This is a genomic window from Pseudomonas sp. GD03875 (genome assembly GCF_029840585.1).
GTDB lineage: Bacteria > Pseudomonadota > Gammaproteobacteria > Pseudomonadales > Pseudomonadaceae > Aquipseudomonas > Aquipseudomonas paralcaligenes.
In genome coordinates this window covers 224,512-240,966 of the sequence record NZ_JAOCCV010000004.1, presented here as the reverse complement: position 1 = coordinate 240,966, position 16,455 = coordinate 224,512, and the positions used below count along the sequence as shown (strand labels likewise).

General features: G+C 69.1%; 13 protein-coding genes. All 13 read right to left on the bottom strand.

Annotated features, from left to right (window positions below; all coding sequences use genetic code 11):
* Nucleotides 1-7 precede the first annotated feature (7 nt).
* The gene (locus tag N5D30_RS05385; protein ID WP_262880184.1) at nucleotides 8-712 is read right to left on the bottom strand and encodes a glycosyltransferase family 25 protein; all 705 of its coding nucleotides are present in this window, start codon (nucleotides 710-712) and stop codon (nucleotides 8-10) included.
* Nucleotides 713-766: 54 nt separating this feature from the next.
* Nucleotides 767-2,041, bottom strand: coding sequence for a capsule biosynthesis protein (locus N5D30_RS05380; protein ID WP_279908051.1), 1,275 nt, complete (start codon nucleotides 2,039-2,041; stop codon nucleotides 767-769).
* A gap of 7 nt (nucleotides 2,042-2,048) precedes the next feature.
* Nucleotides 2,049-3,146: a glycosyltransferase gene (locus tag N5D30_RS05375; protein WP_279908069.1), complete on the bottom strand. Its 1,098-nt coding sequence runs from the start codon at nucleotides 3,144-3,146 to the stop codon at nucleotides 2,049-2,051.
* Nucleotides 3,147-3,274: 128 nt separating this feature from the next.
* A complete protein-coding gene (locus N5D30_RS05370; protein ID WP_279908050.1) occupies nucleotides 3,275-5,029 on the bottom strand; it encodes a carbamoyltransferase in 1,755 nt (584 codons plus the stop codon).
* A gap of 135 nt (nucleotides 5,030-5,164) precedes the next feature.
* Nucleotides 5,165-6,586, bottom strand: coding sequence for a lipopolysaccharide kinase InaA family protein (locus tag N5D30_RS05365; RefSeq protein ID WP_279908049.1), 1,422 nt, complete (start codon nucleotides 6,584-6,586; stop codon nucleotides 5,165-5,167).
* Entirely contained in the window at nucleotides 6,586-7,329 is a 744-nt protein-coding gene (locus tag N5D30_RS05360; protein WP_279908048.1) for a lipopolysaccharide kinase InaA family protein, read from the bottom strand. The genes N5D30_RS05365 and N5D30_RS05360 overlap by 1 nt, the downstream gene beginning before the upstream one ends.
* Nucleotides 7,326-8,060 carry a lipopolysaccharide kinase InaA family protein gene (locus N5D30_RS05355; protein ID WP_279908047.1) on the bottom strand — a complete coding sequence of 245 codons (735 nt, stop codon included), beginning with the start codon at nucleotides 8,058-8,060 and terminating at the stop codon, nucleotides 7,326-7,328. Before N5D30_RS05355 ends, N5D30_RS05360 begins: the two co-directional genes overlap by 4 nt.
* Entirely contained in the window at nucleotides 8,060-8,866 is an 807-nt protein-coding gene (gene rfaP, locus N5D30_RS05350) for a lipopolysaccharide core heptose(I) kinase RfaP (protein ID WP_279908046.1), read from the bottom strand. The genes N5D30_RS05355 and rfaP overlap by 1 nt, the downstream gene beginning before the upstream one ends.
* Before the next feature lie 226 nt (nucleotides 8,867-9,092).
* A complete protein-coding gene (locus N5D30_RS05345) occupies nucleotides 9,093-10,214 on the bottom strand; it encodes a glycosyltransferase family 4 protein (RefSeq protein ID WP_279908044.1) in 1,122 nt (373 codons plus the stop codon).
* Complete coding sequence (gene waaC, locus N5D30_RS05340; protein ID WP_279908043.1) at nucleotides 10,214-11,218, bottom strand: lipopolysaccharide heptosyltransferase I; 1,005 nt, start codon at nucleotides 11,216-11,218, stop codon at nucleotides 10,214-10,216. The genes N5D30_RS05345 and waaC overlap by 1 nt, the downstream gene beginning before the upstream one ends.
* Nucleotides 11,215-12,252 carry a lipopolysaccharide heptosyltransferase II gene (gene waaF / locus N5D30_RS05335; protein ID WP_279908042.1) on the bottom strand — a complete coding sequence of 346 codons (1,038 nt, stop codon included), beginning with the start codon at nucleotides 12,250-12,252 and terminating at the stop codon, nucleotides 11,215-11,217. The genes waaC and waaF overlap by 4 nt, the downstream gene beginning before the upstream one ends.
* A 152-nt stretch (nucleotides 12,253-12,404) precedes the next feature.
* A complete protein-coding gene (locus tag N5D30_RS05330) occupies nucleotides 12,405-13,328 on the bottom strand; it encodes a branched-chain amino acid transaminase (protein WP_279908041.1) in 924 nt (307 codons plus the stop codon).
* Between the two features lie 47 nt (nucleotides 13,329-13,375).
* The gene (glnE, locus tag N5D30_RS05325; RefSeq protein ID WP_279908040.1) at nucleotides 13,376-16,279 is read right to left on the bottom strand and encodes a bifunctional [glutamate--ammonia ligase]-adenylyl-L-tyrosine phosphorylase/[glutamate--ammonia-ligase] adenylyltransferase; all 2,904 of its coding nucleotides are present in this window, start codon (nucleotides 16,277-16,279) and stop codon (nucleotides 13,376-13,378) included.
* Between the last annotated feature and the right edge of the window lie 176 nt (nucleotides 16,280-16,455).

Genomic DNA, 16,455 nt, shown 5'->3' with positions numbered 1-16,455 from the left:
GCCCCCTTCAGAGCACCGAATAGCGAATACGGCTCCAGAGGCGCCGCAGGGCCTTCCGGGTCTTGAGTTCGGACTTGCGCACCACCGCCTCGATATCGCTCATGTCCAGCAGTCGCTGATAGGCGACCATGGGGCGCACGAGAAAACTTCTGGCGTGGGGCTGCAGCCTTTCCGAGTAGTACCAGTCGATGGGCAGGCCGGAACCTTCCGCTTCGGCCAGGATGCGGCCATACAGACTCTCGTGCACCACGTAGGCATGGGCCAGACGGATGCGCTCGGCATCGTCCAGATTCGCCGAAAAGCGCCGCAGACGCCCGCCCTTCTTGTAGGTGCCGCCCAGGTAGATCATGCCCCACTGCTGCCCCTGCAGCTGGCTTGACGCGCGCTGCAGCACAGACAGGCTGTAAGGCTCCAGCTCGCAGTCGTCCTCGAGCACCAGGACATGCGGCCAGCCGGAGGACTGGGCCAGACGGATCACCGCCAGATGGCTCTGCGCGCAGCCCCAGGTCGAGCGCAGCTTGGCGGGAAGATGTTCGCTGTCGCCGTCGACGGCCAGCAGAAAGCGGCGCAGCGGCGCCAGACATGGTTCTTCGACGATGTCCGCCGGAGGACGGACGGCGGCGAAGCGGTGGATATCCCCGACCACACCCAAACGCTCGAACTGCGCCTGCATGGCGACCCAGCGATCGGGTCGCGAATCCAGATTGATCACGCAGACATGGTCGAAAAAGGGCCACGTCGCTGACGGTCGAGCCAAGGTCCGCTCCTAGAATGTCTGTGAAGTGGCGGTCAGGGTAGAACACTGGACGCCGTCCGGAAGCCTGGCGTGCGCAAGCAAAGACTCCAAGGATGCCAGGGTGTTCTGCAGACCGCCCACCCCCCATGCCAGATGGAACTCGGCAAAGGCATGCGAACGGGCCAGAGCCTGAGCGAAGTCCGCCTCGATGTCGAGCAGACGCTGCTCGAATTCGGCTTCCGTCGTGATCGTCGCGCCGTAGAAGCGTCGCTGCTGGAAAATGTCCTCCTGACCTCCGATATCCACGCACAGCACCGGACGCGCCGCCAGGGCCGCCTCGATCACCGCATTCGAGAGAATGTTCACCACCACCGACGCCCGAGCCAGGGCGCTCGCCAGCGTGCACTCGGCCGGCAGCACCTCGATGTTGGCGCTGCCGCCTGCGGCATCCCGCCAGAACGGCGCCTGGCTGCGCGGGTGGCGCTTGACCAGCACCCGGTACTCGGGATGGCGCCTCGCCCAGGTCGCCAGCAGAGCATAGGTCTGTTGGTATTCGCGTTCCTTCTCCTTGTCCGGCCCGACGCCGAGGATCAGCAGGGTGCGGGCCTCCGGCGCCGGCGGTGGCATGTCGTAGCTGGCGTCGATCATGTGCGAGCCGACCAGCGCCGCCGTCGACTCGCCGAAGCGCAGCTCGCGCGCCTGCAGCGCCTCCAGAGAACTCTGGCCGAACAGGAAGTAGTAGTCGTAGTCGTTCATGCCCAGCCGGCGCGAGCCTTCCACCGTGGTGGCGTGGGCCAGGTGCACCAGCAGGGCGCTGCGGGCGTTCAGCGCCATGCGCAGGAAGGGGGCGTACAGGCTGCCGTTGCGGTCGTTGAGCAGGATGCGCGGCTGGTGGTGCGCCGCCAGCCACTCGGCATGGGCGGCCAGGCCGAAGTAGCGGGTCGGCACCGGGTGCGGCGGGCGGGCGAGCAGGCGCTGGCGCAGGATCGTCTTCGGCGCCTGCAGCGCGGTTTCCACCAGCCTGTGGCCGCGATCGCGCAAGCCTTCCATCAGCAGCTTCTTGCGCTGGAACTTGATCACCTTCGGCGCCGACTGCAGCAGCAGGAAGTCGCAGGGTTCGGCCGCGATGGTCGCAGCCAGGCGCCGCTGGGCGCGCACGCCGAACCACCAGTCGCCGATCGCCTCGCGGGCGAAGCGCAGGGCGCTGCCGACCAGGCCGTGGCGCTCGCGCAGCAGCAGCCAGCGATAGCGGTCCAGGGCGCGGGCCTTGGCGGCCCAGGGGTTGCTGGCGGATTCCGGCGTCATGTCGGCCTCAGCGCAGCGCGGCGCACATGGGGAGTGACCAGAAGCGGTGGCGCACCGCCTGGTCGGAGAAGCGCTGCTCCAGGCGCGCCTGCATGCGCTGGCGCAGCGACTGCAGGTCGCCGCCCTTCGCCTGGCGTCGCAGCGCCGCCGCAAGCTCATCCGCCGCCCCGAGCGGGAAAAGCTCGCCGACGCCCTGCACGACCTCGCGGCCGCCGCCGCAGTCGGTGCCGATCACCGGCACATCAGCCGCCATCGCCTCCAGCAGCACCATGCCGAAGGGCTCGTGGTCGGAGCTGAGGGCGAAGACATCGAAGGCTCGGAAGTAGCGGCGCCCCTGGGGCACCTGGCCAAGGAAGCGCACCGATTCGCTCACCCCGAATTCGGAGGCCAGCGCCTTGAGCGAGCCTTCCAGTCGGCCGCTGCCCATGATCGCCAGCAGGCTGCCGGCCGGCAACTGCGGCAGCGCCTGGGCGAAGCCGCGGATCAGGGTGGCCTGGTCCTTGTCCGGGTGCAGGCGACCGACGTTACCGACCACCCAGGCGTCCCGCGGCAGGCCGAGGTACTCGCGTGCGGCCTCGCGGGAGACCTGCTCGGCGCGCAGCGCGGCCACGTCGATGCGGTTGTACAGCGTCTCGATGCGCTCGGCGGGCCAGCCCGGCAGGCAGGCGCGCATGTCGTCGCGCACCGCGTCGGAGACGCCGAGCAGCGCCAGGCGCTTGCGGAAGGTATTGGCGAACAACCGGCGCGAGCGCCGCTGGTAGTCGCCGAAGGCATGGTGCACGCCGATCACCGGCAGGGCGCTGCCGAGCAGGGCGATGTAGATCGGCTTGAAGCGGTGGGCGATGCACAGGGCGAAGTCGCGCGACGCGGCGATACGCCGGAAGTCGCGGATGGCGGCCAGTTTCAGGCCGCGCACCTGGCGGCTGGAGTAGTCGAGAAAGATCACCTCGTCGGAAGCCGAGCCCTGCTCGACCTCGGCGCTCGGCGCGCCGGTCAGGTAGACGGTGCAGACCTTGTACGGGGTGCCGGCGAACAGCGCGGCGTACTGCCGCGCGCAGTCGAGGAAGGGGCCGTCGTAGCCGTGGCAGAACTGCAATATCCACATCTCGGGCTGGCCGCGGACCTCAGGCTGCTCATTGGCCACAGGCAAGCTCCGCGTCAAGGCAGGGCACACCCCATGCCGAGCCTCCCATCATCCAGGTGCGCATGGCGCACCCTACGACGCGCGTGATCTCAGATGCTGTCATACCAGTCCTTGCCGTCCTTGACCACGAGGATGTCTTCCATGATCAGGTACTGCAGGTCAGAGCCATAGAACATGTTCAGCGCGTCGGTCGGCGAGCAGATCATCGGCTCGCCGCGGCGGTTGAGCGAGGTGTTCAGCGACACGCCGTTGCCGGTCAGCTTCTCCAGCTCGACCATCAGGTCGTACCAGCGCGGGTTGAAGCGGCGCTCCAGCACCTGGGCGCGCGAGGTGCCGTCCTCGTGCACCACTTCGCCGACGCGGTTCTTCCACTCGTCGTTGACCTCGAAGGTGAAGGTCATGAACGGGCTCGGATGGTCGACCTTGAGCATCTGCGGCGCCACGGTGTCGAGCATCGACGGGCAGAAGGGTCTCCAGCGCTCGCGGAACTTGATCTGCTCGTTGATGCGGTCGGCCACGCCCGGCACGCTCGGGCAACCGATGATCGAACGACCGCCAAGGGCGCGCGGGCCGAACTCCATGCGGCCCTGGAACCAGGCCACGGGATTCGCGTCGACCATGATCCTGGCGATGCGCTGTGGAGTGTTCTCGATGCGCTTGAACACCGGCTTGCTCGGGTGGCGGGCGCAGGCGGCGATCACGTCCTCGTTGGAGTAGGACGGGCCGAGGTAGACGTGCTCCATCTTCTCCACCGGCACGCCGCGCTGGTGCGAGACGTAGGCGGCGGCGCCGACCGAGGTGCCGGCGTCACCGGAAGCCGGCTGCACGAACAGCTCCTTCACGTCGTCGCGGGCGATGATCTTCTGGTTCAGCTTGACGTTCAGCGCACAGCCGCCGGCGAAGGCGATCTTGCCGGTTTCCTTGAGGATGTCGCCGAGGTAGTACTCCATCATCTCCAGCGCCAGCTTCTCGAACAGCGCCTGCATGCTGGCGGCGTAGTGGATGTACGGGTCGTCGGCGATGTCGCCCTGGCGCTTCGGCCCCAGCCACTCGATCAGCTTGGGCGAGAAGTAGTAGCCCTTACCGTTTTCCTTGTAGCGACGGAAGCCGATGACGTTGGCGTAGTCGGTGTTGATGATCAGCTCGCCGTTCTCGAACTTGGCCAGGCGCGAGAAATCGTACTTGGCCGCGTCGCCGTAGGGCGCCATGCCCATGACCTTGAACTCGCCGTCGAGCATCTCGAAGCCGAGGAATTCGGTGATCGCACCGTACAGGCCGCCGAGGGAGTCCGGATCGTAGAACTCCTTGATCTTGTGGATCCTGCCGTTCTCGCCCCAGCCGAAGAAGGTGGTGGCGTACTCGCCCTTGCCGTCGATGCCGAGGATCGCGGTCTTCTCCTTGAAGCCCGAGCAGTGGTAGGCGCTGGAGGCGTGGGCCAGGTGGTGCTCGACCGGTTCGATCCTGACCTTCTTCAGGTCGAAGCCCAGCTGCTCCAGGCACCACTGGATCTTCTTGTGGTAGCGCTTGTAGCGGCGGTTGCCCATCAGGATCGCGTCGAGCGAGCGGTCCGGGGCGTACCAGTAGCGCTTGGCGTAGTGCCAGCGGGCCTTGCCGAACAGGCTGATGGGGGCGAAGGGAATCGCCACCACGTCGACGTCGGACGGCTTGATCCCGGCCTGTTCCAGGCAGAACTTGGCGGACTCGTAGGGCATGCGGTTCTTCGCATGCTTGTCGCGCACGAAGCGCTCTTCCTCGACCGCCGCGATCAACTTGCCGTCGATGTACAGGGCGGCGGACGGGTCATGGCTGAGCGCGCCGGACAGGCCGAGAATGGTCAGTGCCACGGGAAAGCCTCTTGCAGCTGCGGGCGGGCGAACCGCCGCGGAGAAAGGGTGGAAGGCGAGCACGGGCTCGCCCAAGCAAAGCGGGGGATTATAGCGGCTGCACCTGGCCGAGGGTATTCCGCCCGGCGCCGACCGCTAGAGTCGCGGCAGACGCCGGTCGAGCAGGGTGTGCAGGGGTGTGTCGGGCGCCCAGTTACGCAGGAAGCGCGCCCGGTCGCGGGCGTAGGCGCGGGTGAAGCCGTCCTGGCCACGGTGCTGGCGCATGGCGTCCAGGTCGATCAGGCTCCAGCGGCCGTCGTCCCAGAACAGGTTGTGGCCCTTGAAGTCGCCATGGCTGATGCGCTCGCGGATCAACGCGGCGAACAGCCGGTCCAGGGCCTCCAGCTCCGCTTCCGGCGGGGTGCCGCCGACATGCGGGGCGAAGCGCGCGATCAGGTCCTCGCCGGCGCAGTGCTCGGTGACCAGGTAGGCCCGCCCGCGCAGCCAGCACCAGCGGCACTCGATCACCGCCAGCGGGCGCGGCGTGGCGATGCCCAGCAGTTCCAGGCGATGACCCTCGATCCAGCTGTGCCAGGCCCGGCTGGGGCGCCAGAAGCGCTTGAGCCAGTGCAGCCAGTGCTTGATGTTGTAGCGTTTGACCACCAGCGGCCGGCCGTTCAGCTCGATGCGCGAGACCGTGGCCGCGCCGCCGGTCTTGTAGAGGTGGCCGGCGTCGATGCGCGAGTCGAGCTCCGTCAGCAGCGGCGCCAGTTCGGCTTCCTGCCCGCGGCGCACCACGCGCAGACCGAAGGCGCCGATCCGGGCGGCGAACAGGCTGCAATCCCGACCGGCCTTCTTCAGGTAGTCGCCCAGGCGCCAGCGGCGCACCTTCGCCACTTCCTCGAGCAGCGCCTCCAGCGGCAGGGCGTGCTCGGCGTTGGCCAGCAGGTAGTGCACCAGCAGCTCTTCGGTGAAGGGCTCCAGTTCGGCCGGCAGCTGGGCGAAGAACACCCCGAGGTTTTCCAGCACCCGCGGGCGCGACAGCGGCTGGCCGGCCGTCTCGACCTGCACGCCGCCGCCGTCGATCACGTGCAGACAGCCATCGTGGCGCAGCAGGTTGTCCAGGTGCAGGTCGGCCTGCCACAGGCCCCGGGCGTGCAGCCGGCCGATGGCGTCCAGGGCCTCGCCCAACACCGCCTGCTGGGCGGCGGACAGCAGCGGCTCGCGCTCCACGGCACGCCAGGCGTCCCACAGGCTATCGGCGCCCTCCAGATAGTCGAACAGCAGCCAGCCGCCCTGCCCGGCCGCGAAACCTTCGGCCAGCAACGCCGGCGTGGTCAGGCTCTGCTCGGCGAGCAGGCGCGCGCCGGCCAGTTCGCGCTGGAAATGCCGCTCGGCCTTGCCGCCGACCAGCAGCTTGGCCAGCACCGCGCGGCCGCGCCAGCGCGCCAGGCCGACATAGCGCTGCCCCGGCAGCACCCGCAGCAGGCGCTCCATCACCAACGGTTCGCCATCCAGCTCCAGCGAGAGCGGCAGGGCCGGTGCGCGACCGGCCTGCTGCAGTTCGTCCAGGCGCATCAGCGCGACTCCTTGTGTCGGCGGCGAGCCCCCAGGCGCCGGCTCCAGCGCTCGACCGCCGCGCCCTCGCCCAGGTAGGCGACCAGCAGCTGGCGCACCTCGGCCTCGCTCCAGGCGCCGGTGCGGCGCAGCAGCGGTTCCAGGTCCCTGATCCGGTCGCGCTCGCCCAGCAGCAGTGGGCGGGTCTTCTCCAAGTCGATCAGTTGCGCCTCGAAGCCGTCGCCGGCCTCGCGCAGGAAGATGTGCTTGGGGTAGAAGCAGCCATGCACCTGCCCGGCGTCGTGCAGGCGCCGCGCCAGCTCGCCGCAGGCGCGCAGGATGGCGCCGCGACGCGCTGCCTCCAGAGAGCCCCACTGGCGCAGCCAGTGGTCCAGGTCCTGCCAGCCGTCCAGCGCGCGGGTCAGCAGGATGGCGCGGCGCTCGCCGGGCACCCGGCGTTCGGCGAAGAAGGCGGCCTGCAGGGCGGGAATGCCCCGCTCGGCGTAGCGGCGGATGTTGCGGAACTCGCGGGCGAAGGTCGGCTCGCCAAGCGGATGCAGCAGGCTGCGGGTCAGGTGGTTGCTCTGCCGCTTGAGGTAGTAGGCGGCGTCGCCCAGGTCCAGGCGGTAGACGCTGCTCCAGCCGCCGCGCTCGGTGTTGGGTTCGTCCACCGCCTCCAGCCTGAGCTCCCACAGCGCGTCGTAGTCGGCCAGTCCGTGGCGTTCGAGGATGGCGCGATCCTCGGCGGCGATGAAATCGCTCATTCCCTACCCTCGAAGAATTTCAGGATCTGCCGCACCCGGCGCTTGTCGCCGGCGCTCAGGTGCTCGCGGCCGCGGTACTGCAGGTAGAAGCGCAGGCGCTGGCTGCGCGACAGCACCTTGCTGGCCACCTTGTCCAGGCAGGCCAGGTCCTTGACGATGCGGTAGCGCAGCAGCGGCCCCCACCAGAAGGCGCCGGTCGGGCAGTCGATCAGGAACAGCTCGGCGCGGTCGTTGACCAGCAGGTTGCGCCACTTCAGGTCGTTGTGGGCGAAGTGGTGGTCGTGCAGGGTGCGGGTCGCACCGGCCAGCTGGCGACTGACCCCGCCCACCCAGGCCGGGTCGCGCAGGCGCGCGTCGCCCCGATTGGCCAGCGCCGCCAGGTCGTGGGTGTTTTCCAGCTCGCGGGTGATCAGCGCGCCGCGCACGAAGGCACCGCCCTTGCGCTCCAGGCCGAAGGCGACGATCGGCGCGGTGGGGATGCCCCACTTGGCGAAATGCTTGAGGTTCTGCCACTCGGCCTTGACCCGCGGCCGGCCGATGTAGCGACGCAGCCCCTTGCCGGCGCCCCAGTAGCGCTTGACGTAGTAGCGCACGCCATCGCGCTCGATGACGATCACCTCGGACAGCGGATCACGGGTCAGGGGCCGGCCCTCCAGGGCGAACACCCGCTGCAGGTCGCCGAAGTCGTCGGCCAGGTGGGCGTAGCCCGGGTCGAGGGTCCATCCCGCCATCAGAGCGCGTCCCCGTAGCGCTGCTTGCGCGCGTAGAGCTTGTCCGCCTTGCGCTCCAGCCAGGCCAGCAGGCGTGCCTCGTCGCGCAGGATGTCGCGCAGGGGGCGCCGGAAGTAGACGCGCAGGAAGCGCAGCCGGTCGCGGCGGGTCAGGCCGATGTCCAGCACCGAGAAGTACAGCGCGGCCAGGTCCTTGTCGCGCCAGCGGGTCGGTGTGGCGGCGCGCACCTGGGCGCGGTGCAGGTCGATCAGCGAGAGGCGGAAGTCGTCGGCGGTCACCGGCTTGTCGGTGTGCAGCAGGAAGTGGCAGATGTAGCAGTCGCGGTGGTTGACCCCGGCGCGGTGCATGGTGCCGGTCATCCTCGCCACCTCGGCGATCAGCGCGCGCTTGAGGCGCGGCTGCGGCGGCTGCCGGGCCCAGTCCAGGGTCAGCTGCTCCAGGTCGGTGGTCGGCGCCAGTTCCTCGGTGACGATGAAGGAATGCTGCGCCGCCGGATTGGCGCCGCGCTCGCCGTAGGCGACGGCGGTCATGGTCGGCACGCCGGCCTCGGTCAGGCGCTTGATGGCCGACCATTCCTGGCCGGCGCCGAGCACCGGCAGCTTGGCGGTGAGCAGGTTCTTGACGATCTCGCCCCAGCCGATGCCGCGGTGGATCTTGACGAAGTAGCCGCTTCCGGCGACCTCGGTGCGCAGGGTGCGACGGCCCTCCAGCTCGCGGTAGACCTGGCCCTGCAGGCGCTCGACCTCGACAAAGGGATCTTTGCCCGCCCACAGCGACTTGAACGGTTCGGCGAGGATCAGGCGCATGGGACCTCCGCCGTGCGGTTTTGCCCCTGACTCCCGGATTCCATCCGGGCTACAGACCAGGCCCCTTCGTAGGGTGCGCCATGCGCACCGGTGCTGCGGAGGCCGGTGCGCACGGCGCACCCTACATGGAGGCCGTATGAAGGCTCATGAATGAAAGCGACACTTTCAGGCAGCCCTCGAATCCCCCTCAGGAAGGTGAACGGAGTCGTTGCGCGAGGCCATCTCTTCATGCGCGCTCCGCCAGGATCACGTCGGCCGCGCGCTGCGGCATGGAATACAGGTCTGCCGAGTCGGCGAAGGCCAGGCCGTTGGCGCCCCATTTCGCGCGCGCCACGTCGTCGCTGAGCATCTCGGCGAGCATGCGATTGAGATCGCCCTGCGCGAACGGTGCCGGCACCACGCGCCCAGCCTCGGCCTCGGCAATGTAGTGGGCGTAGCCGCATACCTCGCTGACCAGCACCGGCAGCCCCGAGACCACCGCCTCCAGAAGCACGGTGCCGGTGTTCTCGTTGTAGGCCGGGTGGATCAGCAGGTCGGCGCCGAGCAGGAAGCGCGGGATGTCGCTGCGGCCCTTGAGAATCTGCACCTGATCCGACAGGCCAAGCGCCTTGACCTGCAGCAGGAAAGGCTTGGGATCGTCCTGGCCGATGGCGATCAGGCGGGTGCGCTTCTTCAGCTCGCGGGGCAGCGCGGCCAGAGCCTTGAGGCTGCGGTCCAGGCCCTTGGTCTTGAAGCCGGAGCCGATCTGCACCAGCAGCAGGTCGTCGTCCGCCAGCTTGAACTCGCGGCGGAATTCGGCGCGAATCTCGGCGGCATTGGCCGGCGCGCGGCGGTCCTGGGCGATGCCCGGCGGCAGCAGGTGGAAACGCCCGGCCGGCGTGGCGTAGTGCTTGACGAACAATGGCTGCTGCACCTCGGAGATCATCAGAATCTCGGTCTTCGACCCGGGGGCGAACACCGCCCGCTCGTAGTCGGCGAAGTGCTTGTAGCGGCCCCAGCGCTTGTAGATCGGCGCGCGCAGGGTCTGCGCCTTGTCCTCGTAGCAGCCGTCGGCGGCGTAGTACACGTCCAGCCCCGGCATCTTGTTGAAGCCCACCACCCGGTCCACCGGGTCGCGCGCCAGGTCAGCGGCCAGCCAGGCGCTGAACTTCTCGTTGCGGTGGTGGTTGAAGAACGCCTTGATCGGCGCCACCCGCACGTCGAAGCCGGGCGGCACCTCGCCCTCCCAGATCGGCGTGTAGACGCGGATGGCGTGGCCGCGCGCCTGGCACTCCTGGGCGATGCGCATGAAGTCGCGCTGCAGGCCGCCGAACGGGAAGTACTTGTACAGCACGAAGGCCAGCTGCATCAGACGGCCTCCTGCTGCGCCAGCAGCAAGGCGTTCAGCTCGTCGCCCACGCGCCGGGCGTCGAGGCCGTCGAAGCAGGGTTTGCGGCGGTCGCCCTTGCCTGCCTCCGGGCCGCTGGCGCACAGGTGCACCTGGCCGCGGCCGTAGGCGCCGACCTTGCCCGGCAGGGTCGGCCCGTAGAGGGAGATGGTCGGCACGTCGAGTGCCGCGGCCAGGTGGCCGAGGCCGGTGTCCACGGCGACGCAGGCGGTGGCGCCGGCGATCACCTTGGCCACGCCGGCCAGGTTCAGTTTCGGCAGCACGGCGGCGTTGTCGATGCCGGCGACGATGCGCTGGGCGCGCTCGCGCTCCGCCTCGTTGCCCCAGGGCAGGCGGATCGCCCAGCCCTGTCCGGCCATGCGCTCGGCCAGCGCGCGCCAGTCGGCCTCCGGCCAGTGCTTGCTGGCCCAGGTGGTGCCGTGCAGGAAAAGCAGGTAGGGCTGCGCCGAGGCATCCGCCATGGCCGCGCGGTCCAGGCCGTAGTCGCCGATCTGTTGCGGCAGTTCGTAGCCGAGCGCCTGGGCGAACAGCTGGCGGGTGCGTTCCAGGGCGTGCTGCTCCCTGGGCACCGGGTACAGGCGGTCGTAGAAGCGGCAGGCGATCGGCTCGCGCGCCGAGTCGCGGTCCAGGCCGGCCACCGGCGCCTTGGCGTAGCGGGTCAGCACGGCGCTCTTGAACAGGCCCTGGGCGTCGATCACCAGGTCGTAGTCGACCTCGCCCAGGCGCTGCTTGAAGCGCCGCCATTCGCCGCTCTTCCAGGTCTGCAGCAGGTGCTTGCGCCAGCGGCGGATGGCCACCGGGATCACCTGGGCCACGGCCGGGTGCCAGGCCGGAATCTCGGCGAAGCCCTCCTCCACCACCCAGTCGAACTGGATGCCGGGAATGGCCCGCGCCGCGTCGGTGAGCGCCGGCAGGGTGTGGATCACGTCGCCGAGGGACGAGGTCTTGATCAGCAACACCCTCATCCGGCGACCTCGACGGGGTCGCCGGCGAGACGCTCCAGCGCCTCCAGCACCGGACGCGGCTTCAGCTCGCGCAGGCAGTTGTAGTGGCCGAAGCGGCAGGTGCGGTCGAAGCAGGGGCTGCAGTCCAGGCCCAGGCGGACGATCTCCACCCGGTCCGCCAGCGGCGGGGTGAACTGCGGCGAGGTGGAGCCGTACACCGACACCAGCGGGCGGTTCAGCGCGGCGGCCACGTGCATCAGGCCGGAGTCGTTGGAGACCACGGCGCCGGCGGCGGACATCAGGTCGATGGCCTCGGCCAGGCTGGTCGCGCCGGCCAGGTTGACCGCTTCCTCGCGCAGGCCGGGGATCAGCCGGTTGCGGATGTCCTCGCAGCCGGGGTGGTCGTTCTTCGAGCCGAACAGCCAGACCTGCCAGCCGGCGCGGATCTTGACCTCCGCCACCTTGGCGTAGTGCTCCACCGGCCAGCGCTTGGCCTCGCCGAACTCGGCGCCGGGGCACAGGGCCAGCACCGGCCGGTCCAGGCCCAGGCCGAACTTGGCCAGGGCCGCGTCGCGGCTGGCCTCGTCGATGGCCAGGCGCGGCTGCGGGTAGGGCCGGGGAATCTCGGCGCCCGGCTCGTAGGCGAGCGCCATGAAGCGCTCGATCATCAGCGGGTAGCGTGCCTTGTCCAGCTTGCGGATGTCGTTGAGCAGGCCGTAGCGCATCTCGCCCTTCCAGCCAGTGCGCTTGGGAATCCCGGCGAAGAACGGCACCAGCGCCGACTTCAGCGAGTTGGGCAGCAGGATCGCCTGGTCGTACCGGCCGGCCAGGGACTTGCCGATCCGCCGGCGGGTGGCGATGTCCAGCACGCCGTGGCCGAGCGGAAAGCTCAGCGCCTGGCGCACCTCGGGCATGCGTTCGAGGATCGGCCGGCTCCATTCGGGGGCCAGCACGTCGATCTCGCAGCCGGGATGGCGCTGCCTGAGGCAGACGAACAGCGTCTGCGCCATCACCATGTCGCCGACCCAGCTGGGACCTACGATCAGTATTCTCATCAGGGCTCCGGAAATGAGCGGGGAGGCTCGCGCCTCCCCAGTCACCGCCTCTTTATAGTCGCTCGACCGGCTCGCCAGGGCGAGCATGCCTCGGCGAAACGATCGATTCGTGACTACAAGATCGGGGCGCAGTCACGCTTTTTCAATCGGTCTCACTTGACCGGGGTGCGCCACTCGGCGTGGGCGCCGGTCTTGCCGGTGACCAGGTCGAAGTAGGCCTTCTGCAGCTTCTCGGTGACCGGGCCGCGGCTGCCGATGCCGATCTGGCGGCCGTCCACTTCGCGGATCGGCGTGACCTCAGCGGCGGTGCCGGTGAAGAAGGCCTCGTCGGCGATGTACACCTCGTCGCGGGTGATGCGCTTCTCCACCACCTCGATGCCCAGCTCGTCGGCCAGGGTCAGGATGGTGGCGCGGGTGATGCCGTTCAGGCAGGAGGTCACTTCCGGGGTGTACACCACGCCGTTCTTGACCAGGAAGATGTTCTCGCCCGAGCCCTCGGCCACGTAGCCTTCCGGGTCCAGCAGCAGGGCCTCGTCGGCGCCGCCGGAGATGGCTTCCTGCAGGGCCAGCATCGAGTTGATGTAGTTGCCGTTGGCCTTGGCGCGGGTCATGGAGATGTTGACGTGGTGGCGGGTGAAGGAGCTGGTGCGCACCTTGATGCCCTTCTGCAGGGCCTCTTCGCCCATGTAGGCGCCCCAGTGCCAGGCGGCGACGATCACCCGCACCTTCAAGCCGGTGGCGCGCAGGCCCATGGCCTCGCTTCCGTAGAACACCATCGGGCGGATGTAGGCGGTTTCCAGGTTGTTCTCGCGCACGGCGGCGCGGGTGGCTTCGTTGATCTCCTCCTTGGTGAAGGGGATCTTCATGCCCATGATGTGGGCCGAGTCGAACAGGCGGTCGGTGTGCGCCTGGAGGCGGAAGATGGCGGTGCCGTCCGGGGTGTTGTAGGCGCGCACGCCCTCGAACACGCCCATGCCGTAGTGCAGGGTATGGGTCAGTACGTGGGTGGTCGCGTCGCGCCACTGCACCAGTTCGCCGTCATACCAGATCACGCCATCGCGGTCGGCCATCGACATCTTTGCCACTCCTCAAGAGTTCGTTTCGTTAAGCCCGCGGGCCCGGATCAGCTCAGCCCCAGCTCGCGCCACAGGCGCATCACGCTGCGCCGCTCCTCGGCGAACTGGTCGCCGCCCACCTTGCCCGGCTGTTTCTGCAGCGCCTGCCGGTGGGCGGCGGAGCGATAGGCCTTGTAGGCCTCCTGCAGCAGCTCGACGTCGGCGGCGGGCATCAGCCCGACATCGCGCAGGCCGTCGAGAATGCGGATGTTGTCGGTGTAGCGGTGCAGCTCGGGATGCTGCCGCGACCACGCCAGGGCCGCGTATTGCACCATAAATTCGATATCGACGATACCACCGGCGTCCTGCTTCAGATCGAAGGAGGACGCCGCCTCGAAGGCGTTTTCCGCGGTGCCGGCGGCAGTCGCCGGGGTGCCCAGGTTGTCGCGCATCTTGGCGCGCATCTCGCTGACTTCCGCCTGCAGCGTGGCCGGGTCGCGCTCGCGTTCGAGGATCGCCGCCCGCACCCGCTCGAAGCCGGCCGCCACCCGCTCGCAGCCGGCCAGCACCCGGGCGCGCACCAGGGCCTGGTGCTCCCAGGTCCAGGCCTCGCTCTCCTGGTAGCGCTGGAACGCGCCGAGGGCGCTGACCAGCAGCCCCGCCGCGCCGGACGGGCGCAGGCGCATGTCCACCTCGTAGAGCTGGCCCGAGGTGGTCTGGGTGGTCAGCAGATGGATGATGCGCTGGCCCAGGCGGGCGAAGAATTGGGCGCCGTCGATAGGCTTGGCGCCGTCGGTCTCGGCCTGGGAGTCGCCGTCGTGGATGAACACCAGGTCCAGGTCGGAGCCATGGCCCAGCTCCAGGCCGCCGACCTTGCCGTAGCCGACGATGATGAAGTCCGGGTCGCACAGGCTGCCGTCGGCGCGCCGCGGCGTGCCGTGCTTGGCCACGGTCTGGCGCCAGGCCAGGGCCAGCACCTGGTCGAGGATGGCCTCGGCCAGCCAGGTCAGGTAGTCGGACACCTTCATCAGCGGCAGGGTGCCGGCGATCTCCGAGGCGGCCACGCGCAGGCCGTGGGCCAGCTTGAAGTGGCGCAGGGCCTCCATCTGCTGCTCCAGGTCGTCCTCGGGGATGCGGGTCAGGCGCTCGCGCAGCTCGGCGGCCAGCTCCGGCGCCAGCGGCGGCTTGAACAGGCGGCCCTCGTTGAGCAGTTCGTCGAGCAGCAGCGGGAAGCGGGTGATCTGTTCGGCGATCCACGGGCTGGCCGCGCACAGGGTCATCAGCCGCAGCAGCGCGCCGGGATTCTCGGTGAGCAGCACCAGATAGGCCGAACGCCGCGCCACCGCCTCGACCAGGGGAAGCACCCGCTCCAGCACCAGGTCCGGCTTGTCGTGTTCCACCGCCTGGGCCAGCAGGCGCGGGACGAAGGCGTCCAGGCGCTCGCGGCCAAGGCGCTGCATGGTGCGCACCTGGGTGCCGCCGCGCAGGTCGATCAGCCGCTTGAGCGCGGCCGCCGGGTCCTCGAAACCGGCCTCGGCCAGCTGGCGCTCGGCCATGTCCGGCTCCAGCGCCTCCTCCCACAGCGGCAGCCACTCGCCGCCGACGCAGGTCTCGACCTCGCCGTCGTCTTCCTCGTCCGGGTCGGCGATCACCTGGCGGAAGTGCCACTCGATGCGCCCGCGCCAGTACGCCAGCTGTTCAAGGAAGCTCGCCCAGTCGGCGAAGCCCATGATGCAGGCCACCCGCGCACGGTCGAGGTCGTCGTCCGGCAGCATCTGGGTCTGACGGTCGGCGATGGCCTGCAGGGCGTGCTCGGTGTAGCGCAGGAATTCGTAACCCTCCTTCATCTCGGCGACCACCGCCGGCGGCAGGTAGCCCTGGCCCTCCAGGGTGTCGAGCACCTTGAGCAGAGGCCGCTGCTGCAGACTGAGGTCGCGCCCGCCGTGGATCAGCTGGAAGGCCTGGGCGATGAACTCCACCTCGCGGATGCCGCCGGAGCCGAGCTTGACGTTGTCGCTCATGCCCTTGCGCCGCACTTCCTGCTGGATCAGCTGCTTCATCGAGCGCAGCGCCTCGATGGCGGAGAAGTCCAGGTAGCGGCGGTAGACGAAGGGCCGCAGCATCTCCAGCAGCTGCTTGCCGGCGGCCTGGTCGCCGCCGACCACCCGCGCCTTGATCATGGCGTAGCGCTCCCAGTCGCGGCCCTGGTCCTGGTAGTACTGCTCCAGCGCGTTGAAGCTGAGCACCAGCGCGCCGGACGAGCCGTAGGGCCGCAGACGCATGTCGACGCGGAACACGAAGCCCTCGACGGTGATCGCGTCGAGTGCCTTGATCAGGCGCTGGCCCAGGCGGGTGAAGAACTCCTGGTTGTCCAGCGAGCGCTTCACGCCCTCGGTCTCGCCGCCTTCCGGGTAGCCGAAGATCAGGTCGATGTCCGAGGACAAATTGAGTTCGAAGGCGCCCAGCTTGCCCATGCCGAGGATGACCAGGTGCTGCGCCTGGCCGGAGCGGCTGCCGATCGGCGTGCCGAACTGCTCGCAGTGGCGCGGGTAGAGCCACTGGTAGGCGCCGTCGATGCAGGCGTCGGCCAGGTCGGAGAGGTCGCGGCAGGTCTCGGCCAGGTCGGCCAGGCGGTTCAGGTCGCGCCAGATGATGCGCACCTGCTGGCGGTTGCGGAAGCGACGCAGGCGGCGGCCCAGTTCGTCCTCGTCGGCGCAGTCCGCCAGCAGGGCCTGCAGTTGCTCGCGCAGTTCGCCCGCGGCGAAACGCCGCTCCAGCTCGCCGCTGTCGCCCAGCGCCGGCAGCAGCCCGGCATCGCGCACGGCCTGCTCGTGGACGAAATCGCTGAGCGCGCAGAGCCGTCGCCAGGCCTCCGTCCGTGTCGCGGACCAGCCCTCGGGCAGCAGCGCGGAGGCACGTTCGGCAAGGGGTTGCAGGGCGGTCGGCAGGGCTGCCAGTGGGGGCAAACTCATGGTCTATCCTTGGGGACGGGCGGTGAAACCCGAATCCACCCAGGCGCCACTGCCCTTGCTGAAAACTGTAGTTTTACTACTAAAGAATGTGTCCCGGGCTCTACAGCCACCATCGAAATGTAGTAAAACTACAAGAACGACCATGAGCACCCTGGTCGATCACGACTTCACGTGGC